Source organism: Planktothricoides sp. SR001 (assembly GCF_001276715.1).
Classification (GTDB): domain Bacteria; phylum Cyanobacteriota; class Cyanobacteriia; order Cyanobacteriales; family Laspinemataceae; genus Planktothricoides; species Planktothricoides raciborskii.
On the sequence record NZ_LIUQ01000040.1, the window covers coordinates 30,307 to 45,417 of the forward strand.

General features: G+C 42.1%; 12 protein-coding genes and 1 pseudogene. 7 read left to right on the forward strand and 6 right to left on the reverse strand.

Annotation, left to right across the window (positions count from 1 at the left end; translation table 11 throughout):
• Positions 1-234 precede the first annotated feature (234 nt).
• The 4 genes and pseudogenes from AM228_RS34390 (at position 235) to AM228_RS20435 (ending at position 6,334) form a co-directional block, all read left to right on the forward strand.
• Positions 235-1,255: pseudogene (locus AM228_RS34390) on the forward strand (IS4 family transposase).
• A gap of 652 nt (positions 1,256-1,907) precedes the next feature.
• Entirely contained in the window at positions 1,908-5,447 is a 3,540-nt protein-coding gene (mfd, locus tag AM228_RS20425) for a transcription-repair coupling factor (protein WP_054468703.1), read from the forward strand.
• Positions 5,448-5,603: 156 nt separating this feature from the next.
• Positions 5,604-5,912: a hypothetical protein gene (locus AM228_RS20430; protein ID WP_054468705.1), complete on the forward strand. Its 309-nt coding sequence runs from the start codon at positions 5,604-5,606 to the stop codon at positions 5,910-5,912.
• Between the two features lie 2 nt (positions 5,913-5,914).
• A complete protein-coding gene (locus tag AM228_RS20435) occupies positions 5,915-6,334 on the forward strand; it encodes a putative toxin-antitoxin system toxin component, PIN family (protein ID WP_054468708.1) in 420 nt (139 codons plus the stop codon).
• On the opposite strand, the gene AM228_RS33170 is transcribed toward AM228_RS20435, so the two are convergent.
• Positions 6,297-6,512 (reverse strand): hypothetical protein, encoded by a 216-nt coding sequence (locus AM228_RS33170; RefSeq protein WP_156331939.1) that lies wholly within the window; start codon positions 6,510-6,512, stop codon positions 6,297-6,299. The genes AM228_RS20435 and AM228_RS33170 overlap by 38 nt on opposite strands.
• A gap of 25 nt (positions 6,513-6,537) precedes the next feature.
• Here AM228_RS33170 and AM228_RS20440 point away from each other — a divergent pair, with 25 nt between their 5' ends.
• On the forward strand, positions 6,538-7,776 hold the full coding sequence (locus AM228_RS20440; RefSeq protein WP_082348973.1) for a DNA cytosine methyltransferase: 1,239 nt from the start codon (positions 6,538-6,540) through the stop codon (positions 7,774-7,776).
• On the opposite strand, the gene AM228_RS20445 is transcribed toward AM228_RS20440, so the two are convergent.
• Together AM228_RS20445 and AM228_RS20450 are read right to left on the reverse strand one after the other, a co-directional pair.
• The gene (locus AM228_RS20445; RefSeq protein ID WP_054468709.1) at positions 7,724-8,497 is read right to left on the reverse strand and encodes a restriction endonuclease; all 774 of its coding nucleotides are present in this window, start codon (positions 8,495-8,497) and stop codon (positions 7,724-7,726) included. The genes AM228_RS20440 and AM228_RS20445 overlap by 53 nt on opposite strands.
• Positions 8,494-8,742 carry a helix-turn-helix domain-containing protein gene (locus AM228_RS20450; protein ID WP_054468711.1) on the reverse strand — a complete coding sequence of 83 codons (249 nt, stop codon included), beginning with the start codon at positions 8,740-8,742 and terminating at the stop codon, positions 8,494-8,496. Before AM228_RS20450 ends, AM228_RS20445 begins: the two co-directional genes overlap by 4 nt.
• A 491-nt stretch (positions 8,743-9,233) precedes the next feature.
• Here AM228_RS20450 and AM228_RS20455 point away from each other — a divergent pair, with 491 nt between their 5' ends.
• Positions 9,234-9,812, forward strand: coding sequence for a Uma2 family endonuclease (locus tag AM228_RS20455; RefSeq protein WP_054468753.1), 579 nt, complete (start codon positions 9,234-9,236; stop codon positions 9,810-9,812).
• Between the two features lie 406 nt (positions 9,813-10,218).
• Here AM228_RS20455 and AM228_RS20460 read toward each other — a convergent pair whose 3' ends face one another.
• Complete coding sequence (locus tag AM228_RS20460; protein ID WP_054468713.1) at positions 10,219-11,250, reverse strand: DNA-processing protein DprA; 1,032 nt, start codon at positions 11,248-11,250, stop codon at positions 10,219-10,221.
• 25 nt (positions 11,251-11,275) lie between these two features.
• On the reverse strand, positions 11,276-12,904 hold the full coding sequence (locus AM228_RS20465) for an alpha/beta hydrolase (protein ID WP_072160873.1): 1,629 nt from the start codon (positions 12,902-12,904) through the stop codon (positions 11,276-11,278).
• 936 nt (positions 12,905-13,840) lie between these two features.
• Here AM228_RS20465 and AM228_RS33175 point away from each other — a divergent pair.
• Entirely contained in the window at positions 13,841-14,665 is an 825-nt protein-coding gene (locus AM228_RS33175; protein ID WP_156331940.1) for a PEP-CTERM sorting domain-containing protein, read from the forward strand.
• 37 nt (positions 14,666-14,702) lie between these two features.
• Here AM228_RS33175 and AM228_RS36910 read toward each other — a convergent pair whose 3' ends face one another.
• A complete protein-coding gene (locus tag AM228_RS36910) occupies positions 14,703-15,053 on the reverse strand; it encodes a hypothetical protein (protein WP_156331941.1) in 351 nt (116 codons plus the stop codon).
• Positions 15,054-15,111 lie beyond the last annotated feature (58 nt).

Consider the following 15,111-nt stretch of genomic DNA (forward strand, 5'->3'; position numbering starts at 1 on the left):
GCCGTAAGTCCTAATTTACTAACTTTGACTTTTAAAACATCCTCTTATGCCAGTCTCATCGATTATCTAATTTTACTGACGGTGCGACAAATAAGGCTGAAAGCAAGACAGTGTCAACAACGATTTATGGTAAAAAAAAGTCGGTCAAGTATTTTTAATAAGACCTATTTAATCAAAATGATACCTTTATTCTATCAAAAGCACTTAAAAAGTCAATTGAGTCTAGCATAATACCTGTTTTTCCAAATTTTGGTGAACATCTTACAGTCAATTAAAAATGTGAATTTAGAAAGGTTAGCTAATGGGATACCGTTACCAATTAAATTTGAGATTACAATAAAAAGAATACAAATATTTTTCTCATTACCAAATTAAAAAAAATTTTTTATCATTACAAAATGCTTATCAATATATATTAAGCAAGATAATTTACAAAATAAAAAATCATCTATCTAGCCATTGCTAGAACTAATTGGAGTCGGATAAATTTATTTATGCTGAGTATCATTTGGGATAAAATAGCATTTCCAATCCATTTTAAATTATTGCCTAAATTAGGTAGAAGTAACATAGATGAGCAACAAAAAGTCTCAAGTAATGCCACTTTTTGAAAATTGAAAAAAATATGTGTATTAGGTGATAGAGAATTTTGTTCTGTCAAACTCGCTAATTACCTTGAATCCTTGGTCGTGTACTTTTGATAAAAAAATAACGAATTTGTATAATTTTAAAATCTATATATTTTTTTTTAGTAATTAAATAATCTGTAATTAGCCCCAATATTATTATTTTTATTAAAGGTGTTAATGCCAGAAAAAATCGCGTTTTTATAAGCTTTAACCTTGCTTGTATGTAAATGGAAACGTAAAATCAACGGGGTAGCACCGAAAGAAGGATGGTTTATCTTAACAAATTTTGAGGGGTTATAATTGGCTATTTCTGCCTATAAACAAAAATTTTATTTTGAATAAATGTTTAAAAATTCAAAAAAAATTATATGATTTATAGAAAAATAATCTAATTAACGATTTATTTATTTTTACTCATAGTTACTGCTTACTTTTTGGCGACAATTCAGGGTCAACAAATCAAAGGTAATACATAAATATATCGATCGGACTAAAGAAAATGGTAGAACGGAACGGAGACATAGTAGTTTGTATATCGGATTATATGGTCTTGGGTCAATTTCAAGGATGTTTGTATGGATTTAATCACCTAATTAATGAAATTAAATCGCAATAAAGCTAAGTAGTATCAACAATGTCTAAGAGCTATGAGGCTTATGGAGTCTGTCTTGTAGCTTATTTTGTCGCCCCGTAAACTAATTTTACAACTATTTTCTATTCCGGAAAAATGGGGAAATAAGTTATTAAATACATTACGCTATGCTTGTATGTGTTGACAAATTATGTTCACTAGATAGAAAATCCGATTATTGACATTTACCCTCCTCCTACGATCGGGATAACTGAATATATTTTTGTGAAAATGTTCAAAATTTATGCTGTTTGCAGCCTAATATGAACTTGAAAATGGTCTAAAAACAAACTCGATCACCGTTGATGATCTAAAATTTACTAAATGTATTCGATGACAATGAAATTGAAAACCGTTTTTTTTAGCTTAATTGTCAATTAAACATCAATATTACTTAATAGTAAATACATTTCAAAAAATTAATGTTTTGAGAACTATTTAGCATGAATCATTATTCTCAATAAGCACTATTTATTGAGAAATATCTTAGTATTAATCACTTTGAGCCTTTTAACATCGAACTCAGGTCATTTAAACTCTCTCGGTGTTCTCTGTGTCTCTGTGGTTTAAATTTTGGGTGTAAATTTTGACCGCAGAGATGCAGAATAAACAAAGACCTTTAGTCAAATTTCAGATTTCCGAGAATTATGCAATTTTCTTCGATTATTCGGGCGATCGCCCGATCGCCTCTCACCAGTGAACTGCTGGCGAAACTGCAACGGCATCACCAACTTCAGTTAAATGGAGTCGGTCGGTTGCCCAAGGGTTTGGTAGCCTCAGCCTTAGCCCAACAGCAGCAACAACATTTATTCTTAATTACCGCTACTTTGGAAGAAGCGGGGCGCTGGGCAACCCAACTGGAAGCAATGGGTTGGGATGCGGTGCATTTTTATCCCACTTCTGAAGCTTCTCCTTATGAGTCTTTTGAGTCCGAGGAGTTGACTTGGGGACAAATGCAAGTGTTGTCGGATTTGTTGAAATTTAAGCATTCTCTGGATGCTAATCAGACAAAAAAAATCGCCATTGTCAGCACTGAGCGATCGCTGCAAACTCACTTGCCCCCAGTGGAAAAGTTTGCTGAATATTGCCTAACATTTCAGATAGGCATGAGTTGGTCATCAAAAACCGTGGATGAAACTTTGGTCAAACTCGGATATGACCGGGTGACTTTAGTAGAAACCGAAGGACAATGGAGTAGACGGGGAGATATTGTGGATATTTTTCCCGTGGCAGCGGAGTTGCCAGTGAGACTAGAGTGGTTTGGGGATGAATTAGAAAAAATGCGGGAATTTGACCCCTCTAGTCAACGGTCTTTAGATAAAATTGACCAACTAATTTTGACCCCCACTTCTTTTAGTACCATTATCCTCGGAAATTTACCCCCAGATTTTCCTGTCACCACCTGGGAACCAGACCTAGAAAATGTCAAAACCCTCAAAACTTTAAATCAACTTCCTAGGGGGCGTTCGCTTTTAGGATTAGCCTTTCCCCAACCCGCTTCTTTACTAGATTATCTGCCAGAAAATACCCTGGTTGCCTTGGATGAACCGGAACAATGTGCCGCCCACAGCGATCGCTGGTTAGATCATGTAGAAGAACATTGGCAAATTCAAAATCAAGCCTTAAAAAATATCGGCCAATTACCCAGCGAATTAGCCAGCCAAATAACCAGCAAAATACCCAAAATTCATCGATATTTTAGCGAATCCCTAGCGGATACGCAACGGCGGAATATCCTCTACCTTTCAGAACTAGAAAAAGACCTAAAAAATGCGGAAATTCCTGCCATCAACTTAGCCAGTCGTCCGGTGCCGGTGTTACCCCACCAATTTGCTAAACTAGCGGGAATGGTACGGGATGAAATTAGCCGACAATTTGCCGTTTTTCTGGTTTCTGCCCAGCCGTCTCGTTCCGTTTCTTTACTCCAAGAACATGATTGTCCGGGACAATTTATTCCTAATCCTTGTGATTATCGAGCAATTGAAAAACTAATCGACACTCAGCGGATTCCGGTTGGCCTAAAATATAGCGGATTAGCGGAAATGGCCGGATTTATCTTGCCCACTTTTCGCTTAGTGGTCATCACTGACCGAGAATTTTATGGGCAACATACTCTGGCTACTTCGACTTATGTTCGCAAACGCAGACAAGCCACTTCTAAGCAAGTAGATCCGAATAAACTTCGTCCGGGAGATTATGTGGTTCACCGCAATCATGGCATCGGTAAATTTCTCAAATTAGAAACCCTGGAAAACCGGGAATATTTAGTGGTAAAATATGCCGATGGTTTGTTGCGAGTTCCGGTGGATCAAATGGGATCCCTGTCTCGGTTTAGAACCACCGAAAATAAGGAACCGCAGTTAAATAAACTCACGGGTAAAGCTTGGGAAAATACCAGAAATAAAGTCCGTAAGTCTATTAAAAAACTGGCGGTTGATTTATTACAGCTTTATGCGAAAAGATCCGAGCAAAAAGGTTTTGCTTATCCCCCCGATATGCCGTGGCAAGGAGAGTTAGAGGATTCTTTTGCCTATCAACCTACCCCCGATCAGTTAAAAGCAATTCAAGATGTGAAGCGCGATTTAGAAAGCGATCGCCCAATGGATCGGCTAGTTTGTGGCGATGTGGGCTTTGGCAAAACCGAGGTAGCAATTCGCGCTATTTTTAAAGCGGTGACTGCGGGTAAACAAGTGGTAATGTTAGCCCCTACGACGATTTTAACTCAACAACATTATCATACCTTAAAAGAACGATTTGCCCCCTATCCGATTTATGTAGGATTACTCAATCGGTTTCGCAGCGATGCCGAAAAAAGGGATATTCTCGAACGCTTAAAAACGGGTCAATTAGATGTGATCGTCGGCACCCAGCAACTTTTAAGTAAATCCGTGAAGTTTCGGGATTTAGGACTGTTAGTGATTGATGAAGAACAGCGCTTTGGGGTGAACCAAAAAGAAAAAATAAAGTCCCTAAAAACTGAAGTGGATGTGTTGACTTTAAGCGCTACTCCCATTCCCCGGACATTATATATGTCTTTATCAGGAATTCGAGAAATGAGCTTAATTATGACGCCACCCCCGTCGCGCAGACCAATTCAAACTCATTTATCTCCTTATAATGCAGAAAGTGTGCGATCGGCGATTCGTCAAGAATTAGACCGAGGGGGACAGATATTTTATGTAGTCCCCAGAATTGAAGGAATTGAAGAAGTTGGGGCAAGGTTAAAGCAGATGGTTCCCAGTGCCAAAATTGCGATCGCTCATGGGCAAATGGAAGCGGAAGAATTAGAATCAATTATGCTCAGTTTCAGTGCCGGTGAAGCGGATATTTTAGTCTGTACGACTATCATCGAATCGGGATTAGATATAACCCGCGTGAATACCATCTTAATTGAAGATGCCCACCGCTTTGGGCTGGCTCAATTATATCAACTTCGGGGTCGGGTGGGACGCTCTGGAATTCAAGCCCATGCCTGGATGTTTTATCCAGAATCTGGCATTGGTTCCCTCACAGAAGCAGCGACAAAACGCTTGCGGGCGATTCAAGAATTTACCCAGTTAGGGTCAGGTTATCAATTGGCCATGCGCGATATGGAAATTCGCGGCGTCGGCAATTTATTAGGGGCAGAACAGTCAGGGCAAGTGAATGTGATTGGCTTTGACTTATATATGGAAATGTTGGAAGAAGCGATTCGGGAAATTCGCGGTCAAGAAATTCCCCAAGTGGAAGATACGGAAATTAAATTACCCGTGATGGCGTTTATTCCGGCAGATTATATTCAAGATTTGGAGCAAAAAATTAGCGCTTATCGGGCATTAACTTCCGCCGAATCTAAAAAACAACTGAGTTTAATTGCCGCTGAATGGAGCGATCGCTATGGCCCTATTCCTCCCAGCGCCCAGCAACTTTTCCGCGTGGTTGAGTTGAAACAATTAGCCAAAAGAATTGGCTTTTCTCGGATTATTCCCGAAGGCAAACAGCACGTCGTGTTAGAAACGCCTATGCTAGAACCCGCTTGGAACTTGTTAAAAGAGAATTTACCAAAAACAGTCCATGCTCGATTTGTTTATAGTCCGGGGAAAGTGACGGTGCGCGGCTTGGGCATTTTCGCGATCGATCAACAATTAGACTATTTGATTGATTGGTTCAGCAAAATGCAAGAGGCTTTACCAGAAAATGCCAGTTAGGGGATAGACGGTAGGGTGTGTTAGCGCAACGAAGTGGAGCGTAACGCACCTTACAGTGCTAGGCTAAAACTATCATATTTGTTAAGTTGCTTTTTTCGATCGCGATCGCTCCCGACAGCAGACCGTCTGACGTTTCAATTAGGAGGAAAGAATATCATGCAATTACAAAAGATCGATATTTTAGAGGATGGGAGATTATTATTACCGGATGAACTTAGAGAAAGCCTGAAAAATACCCCAGAGTTATGGATGGCGTGGAATGACGATATCATCGTCATCAACCGGAAATCCCCCGATAAATCTCAAGAATTCATCTCACAAGACGAGCGAATTAAACGTTTTTTTGCTACCGCAGATAAACTGTCGAAGTTCAACGAAGTGGCTCCCATTTCAGAAGAGGAAATTCAGGCGGAAGTTGAGGCATATCGTTCTGAAAAACGCGCCAAAAATAAAGATGGAGTCTAATCATGCGGGTCGTTCTCGATACCAATACGGTCATTTCTGGCATTTTTTGGGGGGGACATCCTCGTACTATTTTACAAATGGCGCGTTCAGGTGCGATCTCAATCTGCACATCTCAAGCTTTGCTAGATGAATTGATGGATGTTTTGAGTCGTCCTAAGTTTTCGGCTAGACTGACCACAATTGTTCATTTAACCCCAGAAGAATTGGTTGCAGATTATGCTGCATTAGCAGAATTTGTAACTGTGAAAACGGTCGATCGGATTGTTCCTGATGACCCAGACGATGATCAAGTGATCGCTTGTGCATTGGTGGCGAAAGCCCGTTATATTGTTTCAGGGGATAAAGACCTACTTGATTTAAGCACTTATGGTGACATTTCAATTCTCAGAGCAGATCAATTTTTAGCACGGGTAAAAAGTTAGCTAAACCGAGGCAAATCAGCGGCGATAGCGCATCCGCGCCGCTTCGCGATCGCCTCTGAATATTGAGAAAAGAAACCGGGTTTCTTTCCGGGATGCCAAAGTTATCCCGGAAGACCCCAAAAGAAACCCGTTTTCTGGTAGAATAACAAATTAGAATCCGAACCAATTTTGCTGACATTAATTTAATGATAATTTAATTAGCGATGAAACATTTTCAGCTTTCTTTATTTCCCGAAAACACAACTAACCAGGGCGCGATCGCGAAACGAGTTGCGGATCACATTGCACCAGCTACCACTCAGCCAAAACCAGCAACCAAAAAACCCAAGCAACCCAAACTCGGTCGTTACGATCGCCTCAAACGAGAGTTAGAACAGAGTGATTTAAATGCCGATAAAATCTTTGTCGATATTAATCAAATTCAGAAAAAAGCTGGTGGTTACAATTTTGTCGATTTATTTTGTGGCGCCGGTGGGATGACCCAAGGATTATGGCAAGCGGGTTATACCCCCGTTGCCAGTGTAGAAATCAGTGAAATTGCCTCAGCAACTCATCAGCGTAACTTTCCTAATTGCCACCATTTTAATGGAGACATTCACCAATTTTTTCCTCAAGAGTGGTTAGCGGAAATTGGTTCGCCAGAAATTCATCTCGTTGCCGGTGGGCCACCTTGTCAAGGTTTTTCCGTTGCCGGAAAACGCGATCCTGACGATCCGAGAAATTTACTATTTCAGCAGTTTATTCGAGTGGTTGGCGAACTGCAACCTTGGTATGTAGTAATGGAAAATGTTCCTGGGATTCTCACCATGAAAAAAGGGGAAGTGAAAGAGTCAATATTTGCAGCATTTGAAGAAATCGGCTATGAATCAGTTTCCGTGGCTATTTTAGAATCCGCTGCTTATGGCATTCCTCAAATTCGCCCTCGCGCTATTTTTATCGCCAATCGATTTAATTTACCCAATCCATTTCCCAAACCCCAATTAACACCGGATCAATATAAACCGATTGAGTCAGCGATCGCGGATTTACCAGAGTGGGAACGCATCCCAAAAATTAACCATGAATGGACAAGTCACTCAGCCAAATATATGGAAAGAATCGCCCAAGTTCCCCCAGGAGGTTCTCTCTATAAATCTTATGCGGATGCTTTTAAGCGGCAATATCCGGGAAAACCCAGCATGACCGTCAAGGAAAATCATGGAGGAACGCACATTCACCCCTACTTAAATCGCGTGATTTCCGCCAGAGAAATGGCCAGACTTCAGACATTTCCCGATTCATTTATTTTTGAAGGAACCATGAAAAAAGCGATGTGGCAAATTGGCAATGCAGTGCCCCCACGACTGGCTGAATGTATAGGTTTGGCGTTATTACCTGATTGCGATCGCGTTAGCAATTTGGGTCAAAAGGTTGAGAAGACTGACGCTCACTCATCCCGTTAATATTTGTCTTAATCTTTTCATTAAGGGCGGTACGCCAAGTATCAAAATCGTACCATCCACAACCAACACAGCCTGCTTCAGCTTCCGATCCTTTTATATGAGGAGACGACCAATTTTCGTCTCCTTTATACCAAAATTTAATCCCGAAAGGCGATCCTCTTTTGCCCAACTGAATGCAGCGCTCACAGCTTCTTGACTTGAGCAGATTATGATTTCCAGCATCATCTTTTTTTAGAAGTTGAAATTTTTCTTGAATTTCAGCATTAGTCATTTGAGAATTTAGACTTTCTTCTGCTGTTCCCCATCGTTCCATAGGAAATCTATGGTCAATGACTAACTCATGTTCAGCCCTTTCTCTCTGCTCAATTACATCGACGTATTTGTAAAATTCTAAGATTTTTCTCACCAAAGCTTTTGGGATAGCAGCCGCAGCATTTGATGTTTTTATTTCCCCAGTCCATCTATCCCATCTAGTGATCTGGTCACAGATATTACATCGTTCGTTTTTTGATTCAATAACTAAACCAGGACGACTTTTTGTTCCTCTCTCTAGCCCTTGAATTCCACCTCCACCAGCATATTGATCAGAAGCAATTTTTTTTCCCTCGCAAGTTCGACAATGCCAACGTTGATCGGACAGCAAAGTAAAGACTTTTAGCTGAGTTGGATCAGGTTTTCTAAATTTAGACTTAATTTCATTTACTAAATCAGAATTGTTCATGGGTTACTTTGAGATTCAACTTCCAAATGTTCAAGAAGTTCAGAAACAGTGATTCCTAGTCCAGAAGCAATACTGACAAGAGCAGTAAGAGAAGGGTTTCTGACACCACGCTCTACTCCAGATATATAAGTACGGTCTAAATTTGCTCGGAAACCAAGTTGTTCCTGGGAAAGCTTCAAAAGCATTCGCTGTTTTTTGACTAAGAGGCCTAATGCACGAAGTATTCGTCTTCTTGATTTGTCCATAGAACCATCTTCGATCCGGTGATGACTATCTGTCTACGGACTATGTGTCACACCCAGCGATATTTCAACCATAAGATTATTTGATAGAAAGATAATTCCCGACCAGACGGTAGACGGTAGGGTGTGTTCGCGCAACGAAGCGGAGCGTCATCGCATCTTACAGTGCTAGGCTATTAGACATATCCAATAAAGGTGGGGCGCGTCCTCGGGTTTTATCTCTGGCTCGCCGTGCGGGACAAAGTTCTTAATTTGTCCCCCGGATAACGATCTATTCCGGAATGAAAAATCGGTGTTTTAAGTAGCTGGGCAGAAATAAATGCACCAAAGACCATATCAGAAGAAAAACTGTCATTCCCGCGAAGGCGGGAATCCAAAGCCTATCGGCGGGGAACGAAAAGTGCAATTAATTATGTTCACCTACTTAGACCGCTATCTGCCTGAGTTAATTAGGTTCACTTACTTATTACTTTTCGATTAAGGAGTTTATGGTTATGATAGCAGCACGAGATGAGGAGCGGTACTTTACACCTGAAGAGTATTTTATTTGGGAAGAGACGCAGCTAGAAAAACACGAACTGATCGATGGTCGGGTTTATGCGATGAGTGGTGGCACGCAAAATCACAGTGCGATTAAATTAAATATTGGTAGTTTAATCAAAGCCCACTTACGAGGCAGTAAATGCAGGGTGTTTAACTCAGATTTAAAGGTTAACATTTTCAATACTCGCAACTATACCTATCCTGATTTAAGCGTTACTTGCGATCCGCGAGATAATTCTAGCCCCCAATATATTACTTATCCCTGTTTGATTGTGGAGGTTTTATCAGATAGTACCGAGGCTTACGATCGCGGCAAGAAGTTTGAAAAATATCGGCAAAATCCTAATCTGGTTGATTATGTGTTGGTGAGTTCTGATGAGATGGCGGTGGATATATATCATAAAAATGATGCGGGTGAATGGGTTATTCTTAGCTATCGAGAAGGCGATCGCGTGGAGTTGAAAAGTATTGATTTTAGTGTGGCGATCGAGGTTTTCTATGAAGAAGTAATATTTGAGGCACAATCTTAAGTATATCTTAAATAGATAATTTATTGCAATAATTAAGTTAATTTTTGAGGGTTAAGTATCATGCTAAGAGCAAGCGAATTGATAATTTACGCAATACTTGGAATGATCTATGAAAGACCTAAAACAAAAGCCAAATTTTAATTTATAGTCATTTCAATTTTGATTGACATAAAACATCAGCATTGTATCAATCACAATTGAAATGACTATAATGTCGGCGGCTTCAGTCAGAACAAGGGGGAAAGTTAGGATTAATGCGGAGTAGGTTTAGCCTGATTACCTGATTGCGATCGCGTTAGTTCTGACAGCGGTTTTCTTTCTTAGAAAACGGGTTTCTTTTCGGGATGCAACAATTATCTCAGAACACCGAAACAGAAACCCAGTTTCTGCTACCGAGTGAATTCGCTCATTCACCTAGTAAAGAAAGTTGTCCAACGGCTTCACGGTTAATTTCATAGCGTTCGGGCTTTGTCTTCTTAGTAATTAAACCTTGTTTAACGGCTTTTTTTAACCAATCTTGCATTTGGCCTTTTTTGACATCGAGGACTGTCACAAGTTCTCCGATCTCTTTAGGCTGCTCTAACTGTTTGAGGATAAACGGAAGAACCGCCTCATAAATATTTTTTGGATCAAATATTGGCGAGTCTGAGATGGTTTTGATGGTGGCTTGTTTGGGTTCTGATGCGATGTGCTTCGCAACTCGCTTCGCGATCGCCGCTTCATCCACTTTCAACTCCGGCACCTGAGTTTCCTGAGAAAATAACGGAAGTTGTTCGGGCGCAACCTTTGTCACCTCAGAAACCGACTGTGTTTTAGCTTCTAAAGCAGACTTTTCTAAGAATTGCCATAACGATTCATTGCCGGTTAAATCTGGAAATGGTATAGCCCCTTTTTTTAGCAACTCGTGATTTCCTTCCGGCACATTTTCTTGCATCCGCACAAACAGAGGAACCGTCTGAATCTTTTGCAACGCTTCGATCGCCCCCGCCCAAGTCCCCCCTGAACCCAACGCGGAACTCACTACTAAAGCATAATCGGCTAAAGCATAAATATACTTATTCCGTCCCATAGCATTGCCAACATTGAAGCCCGCATTTGGGTCGTAAGCAGAAACCAGAGTCAATCGTCCGTCTTGAATTGCTGAACGATAAGCCGAAGAGACCGCTTCTTTGCTCAAGGGATGAGCCAACATTCCCACCGTCGTGCCCCCAGTTTCCACCGCTGCCAACATCGCCGCGCGATCGACCCCTTTGGCTCCCCCGGAAACCAACTGAATGCCTTGATGAGCGGAAATTTGCGCTACTTTCTGGGTGTAATCCAGCCCAGTTGGATCCACCTCACGAGAACTAACGATCGCTAACCCGCCGCTGTTCAACAATGCTTGATTGCCGACTCCGTATAAAATCGGTGGGGCTGAATGCTTTAAATGTTGTTTCAACCTTGAATTACCCGGTTTCTGTGTACTAAGGAATATTCCCAATCACTTCTTCCCGATTTTTCAGCCAAAGTGCTAACCGAGAGGGTATTTCCGTGTTTAAGCGCAAGGGCAAGCCGTCGGTAGAGAGTGATTGGGCATAAGTGGCGCTGAGAAAGGGTTTGTAGGTTTTGGCTTCGGAGGTCTGCTGCTGGATAAAGGCAAGGGTAATTCCCCGGACTAGCTGCCGTTCGGATGCGCTTTCAGTTTCGCTGATTTCGTTTTCAAAGATACTGTCGTTTTTGATCGGGTTGGGGCTGTCTGGATCCGTGGCGCTGTAGTGGGTTCCATCGATCGCCGTCACCAGATATTTGGGTTGGGGCAAGTCTAAAAAGGGTCGCAATTGATGGGTGACTGCCGGTGTCCAAGGATCGTTGGTGCCTGCTAAGAGTAAGGTGGGGGTGTTGACTTCTTTCAGTCCTTTTTCCCCAAAAATCTGCCCAATTACCGGGTTAAGCCCGATCGCACCGACAACCCGCCGATCGCCTAAGTTTCTTTTTTTCGGGCCTTTGGGCAACTTCTCGGCCACGGGCGCACATTGTAGCCAGTCCGCTGGGGCTCTACCGACCACCTGCCGACGTTGGCAATATTTCTGTAAGTCTTCAAAGTTGATTTCTGCCCCAGCTAGGGCTAATACGGTATAGCCGCCCAAAGAATGTCCGATCGCGACTACTTTATTAGTATTAAAAGCTGGCAACGGTTGGGCAGAATTTGCTCCCCGTTGATTTTGGTTTAATTTTTCTAATTCGTTTAAGAGAAAAGTTACGTCTAAGGGGCGATCGATTAGTTCATTGGCAGGCAAAAGTTGACTGGGGTTAATGGTGGTCGGTAAATTCGTTAACCATTCCCGGTTACTGCCTGGGTGTTCTAAGCTGACTACGGTGATGCCATGACTGGCTAAGTGACGGGCTAAGTAAGTTAAGAAGGTGCGATCGCTGCCAAAGCCGTGAGACATGACTACTAAGGGGTAGTCGTTGGCTGGTGGGCGGTTTCTCTCTAATAATAAGGTTTGGGTTCCCCAGTAAATATCCACGGCGATCGCACGTTGGCGATCGCGATCGACAAAACTCAGAGTTTGCTGTTGTGGGCTAAAGCTACCCACCGCCGCTGGATCGAAATTAGGCAAAATATCCGAGGTTTCTACGGTGAGTTCTTTTTTCAGCAAAGAACTCAAAATTTGGGTTTCCCAATAAGGAGTATTTAAGCGAGTGGCTACAGCGATCGCCCCAGTTAAATCTACCGTGAGATTTTCAGCGGGAAATGCTTTGAAAATGCCGATCAGACTTAAGCCATTGACACTTTCAATTGCTAGTTTCAACGCTGCTTTAATTTCCTCAACGGTATTTTCCGGCAAAGCTAACATCAAAGCTTTCAACAGGCGATCGCCTGCGGGAGTAGCCAACAGGTCATCAAAAATCGTATCCGCAATATTCGGGTCAATGTCCAAGCGACTCCCCAAAGCTTCTCGCAAAGTCTCACCCAGCAAGGGTTCAAACAGTTCTAGATCGTCGGAAAGTTTGCCGGTTTCCACAAATTTTTCCAAATGTGACACCTGGATCGACCGTTCAATTGGCCCGATCCGCACGGTCAAACGTTCTGCTGCCCAAACTGGGGCCATACTCAAATGAGAGGAGAGTATAACCCCCGCCCACAATACAGATTTAAATAAAATAGATTTCATAAATAGTCGGGACTGCCATCTCTTCATCCCAGTCCCATCAGATTTTATGCTAAATTTCATATTCGGCTATCCCTTCAGCGCCTACAGTGATCGAAGCTATCCCCGTCATCTTAGTTCCTTAGTTATTCATGTAGGGTGGGCAAATCTTGCCCACCCTACCCCTACCTACCCCTACCTACATTTTTAAGGCGATCGCGGGAGCACCAAAAACGGGATCCATCGGCCAGCATATCCGTATAAATCCACATTCCGCACTTCTTAACATTTAATGAATTATTTTTACTAATATATCGCTTGTAATCTTTATCCTGTAAGCATTCTAGTTATCAGGATTCATTGCCCATAATATGAATAATTGTAATAAATTTTCTCATAAAAATTAGCTATTAAGAAGTTTTATTATTAAGTATTCCTGTAATGGCAGTTTTTCGTAAAAACATCCTGAATAGAGTTAAGATATGTAACGATATATGAAGATGTGCGGAATGTGGGTATAAATACGGAAAAAATTATCAAAAACTTCTATTTATATCAAAAGTTTTGCAGATTGTCAACATTTTTTATTCACTATCAAAAAAATTTTAGCCGTTCTTTAAAAAACACCAAAAAACCCACCAAAAATCTTTATGGTAACTTTACAGACAATCCCAAAAAAACAGGTTATATTAAAAACATGAAGAGAGGACAGGTTCCTGAGTGAGCCGAAAGCAACTGACGAAGATAATTATTTCACCTCTCTTCTAAGAAGTCTGAGTTAACTCTCAACTTCTTAACAAATTACTAGAAAAAACCAGAATTCTTACCATCTGGATTTATCCGTCAGGGAACTCAACAATAAAACGAAACTCACTCACAAAGGAGACATCTAAAACTATGAAATTTAGCACTTTACTCACCGCTACTCTCGTTTCCACTGGTATCGTTCTTAGCGCAGTCGCTACACCAGCCTTTGCTCAACGTGGCGGTAACGGCGGCGGTAGCTCGGCAAACGCCGGTGGCGGTAACGGCGGCGGTAGCTCGGCAAACGCCGGTGGCGGTAACGGCGGCGGCGGCGGTAGCTCGGCAAACGCCGGTGGCGGTAACGGCGGCGGTAGCTCGGCAAACGCCGGTGGCGGTAACGGCGGCGGCGGCGGTAGCACTGAAAACGCCGGTGGCGGTAACGGCGGCGGTAACGGCGGCGGCGGTAGCACTGAAAACGCCGGTGGTGGCAAACCCGCTCAAGAAGAAAGCACAACAAATCCCTCTGCTTGTCCATCTGTGGGTGGAACCCCCTTGTGTTTGGGTGCATTTGATGGTAATGACCAACATACAGGTGTCAGCAATCTTGAAACAATCCTGGGTGGAACCTGGACACAAGCAGATCGAACTGAGCTCGGTTCTGGCAACCAAACTGGTACATGGAATACTGGATTGACAGGTGCCGGTGCTTTCGCTGTCAAAGCTGGTGGTGGAGATCAAGGTGGCTATCTCTTGTTCCAAACCAATGACATTTCTACAATTAATTGGTCTACATTAGGTCTGATCGTCGGTAATGGAAACACCCCTGGGATGTCTCACGTGAGTGTTTACACTGGTGGTCCTGGTGGTGGTCCTCAGCAAGAAGTTCCCGAACCTCTGACTTTGTTGGGTTCTGGTTTAGCCCTCGGATTCGGTGGAATGTTCCAGAAAAAGCGTAACGCCAAGAAATCTGCTAAGTAATTCTCATGGATGAATCCTTTAAGATAACACTACGTTCTTAAACAAATTCATAAAGCCACATCTGATGATTCAGGTGTGGCTTTTTATTTGGTTGTTGATTGTTGATTGTTGATTGTTGGTTGTTGATTGTTGGTTGGTTGTTGTTTGTTGTTTGTTGTTGGTTGTTGATTGTTGATTGTTGATTGTTGGTTGGTTGGTTGTTGTTGGTTGGTTGTTGATTGTTGATTGTTGGTTGTTGATTGTTGGTTGGTTGTTGTTGGTTGGGGAAAGTCGTACGGGCGAATGGCCATTCGCCCGTACAAGTAAAAGTCGTACGGGCGAATGGCCATAAGGCCTGACGGATTATGCTTCGCAAGGACGCCCGTACAAATGAAATACCACTATTCACTATTCACTATTCACTACTCACTATTCCCTACACCCTAAACCCTACACCCTAAACCCTA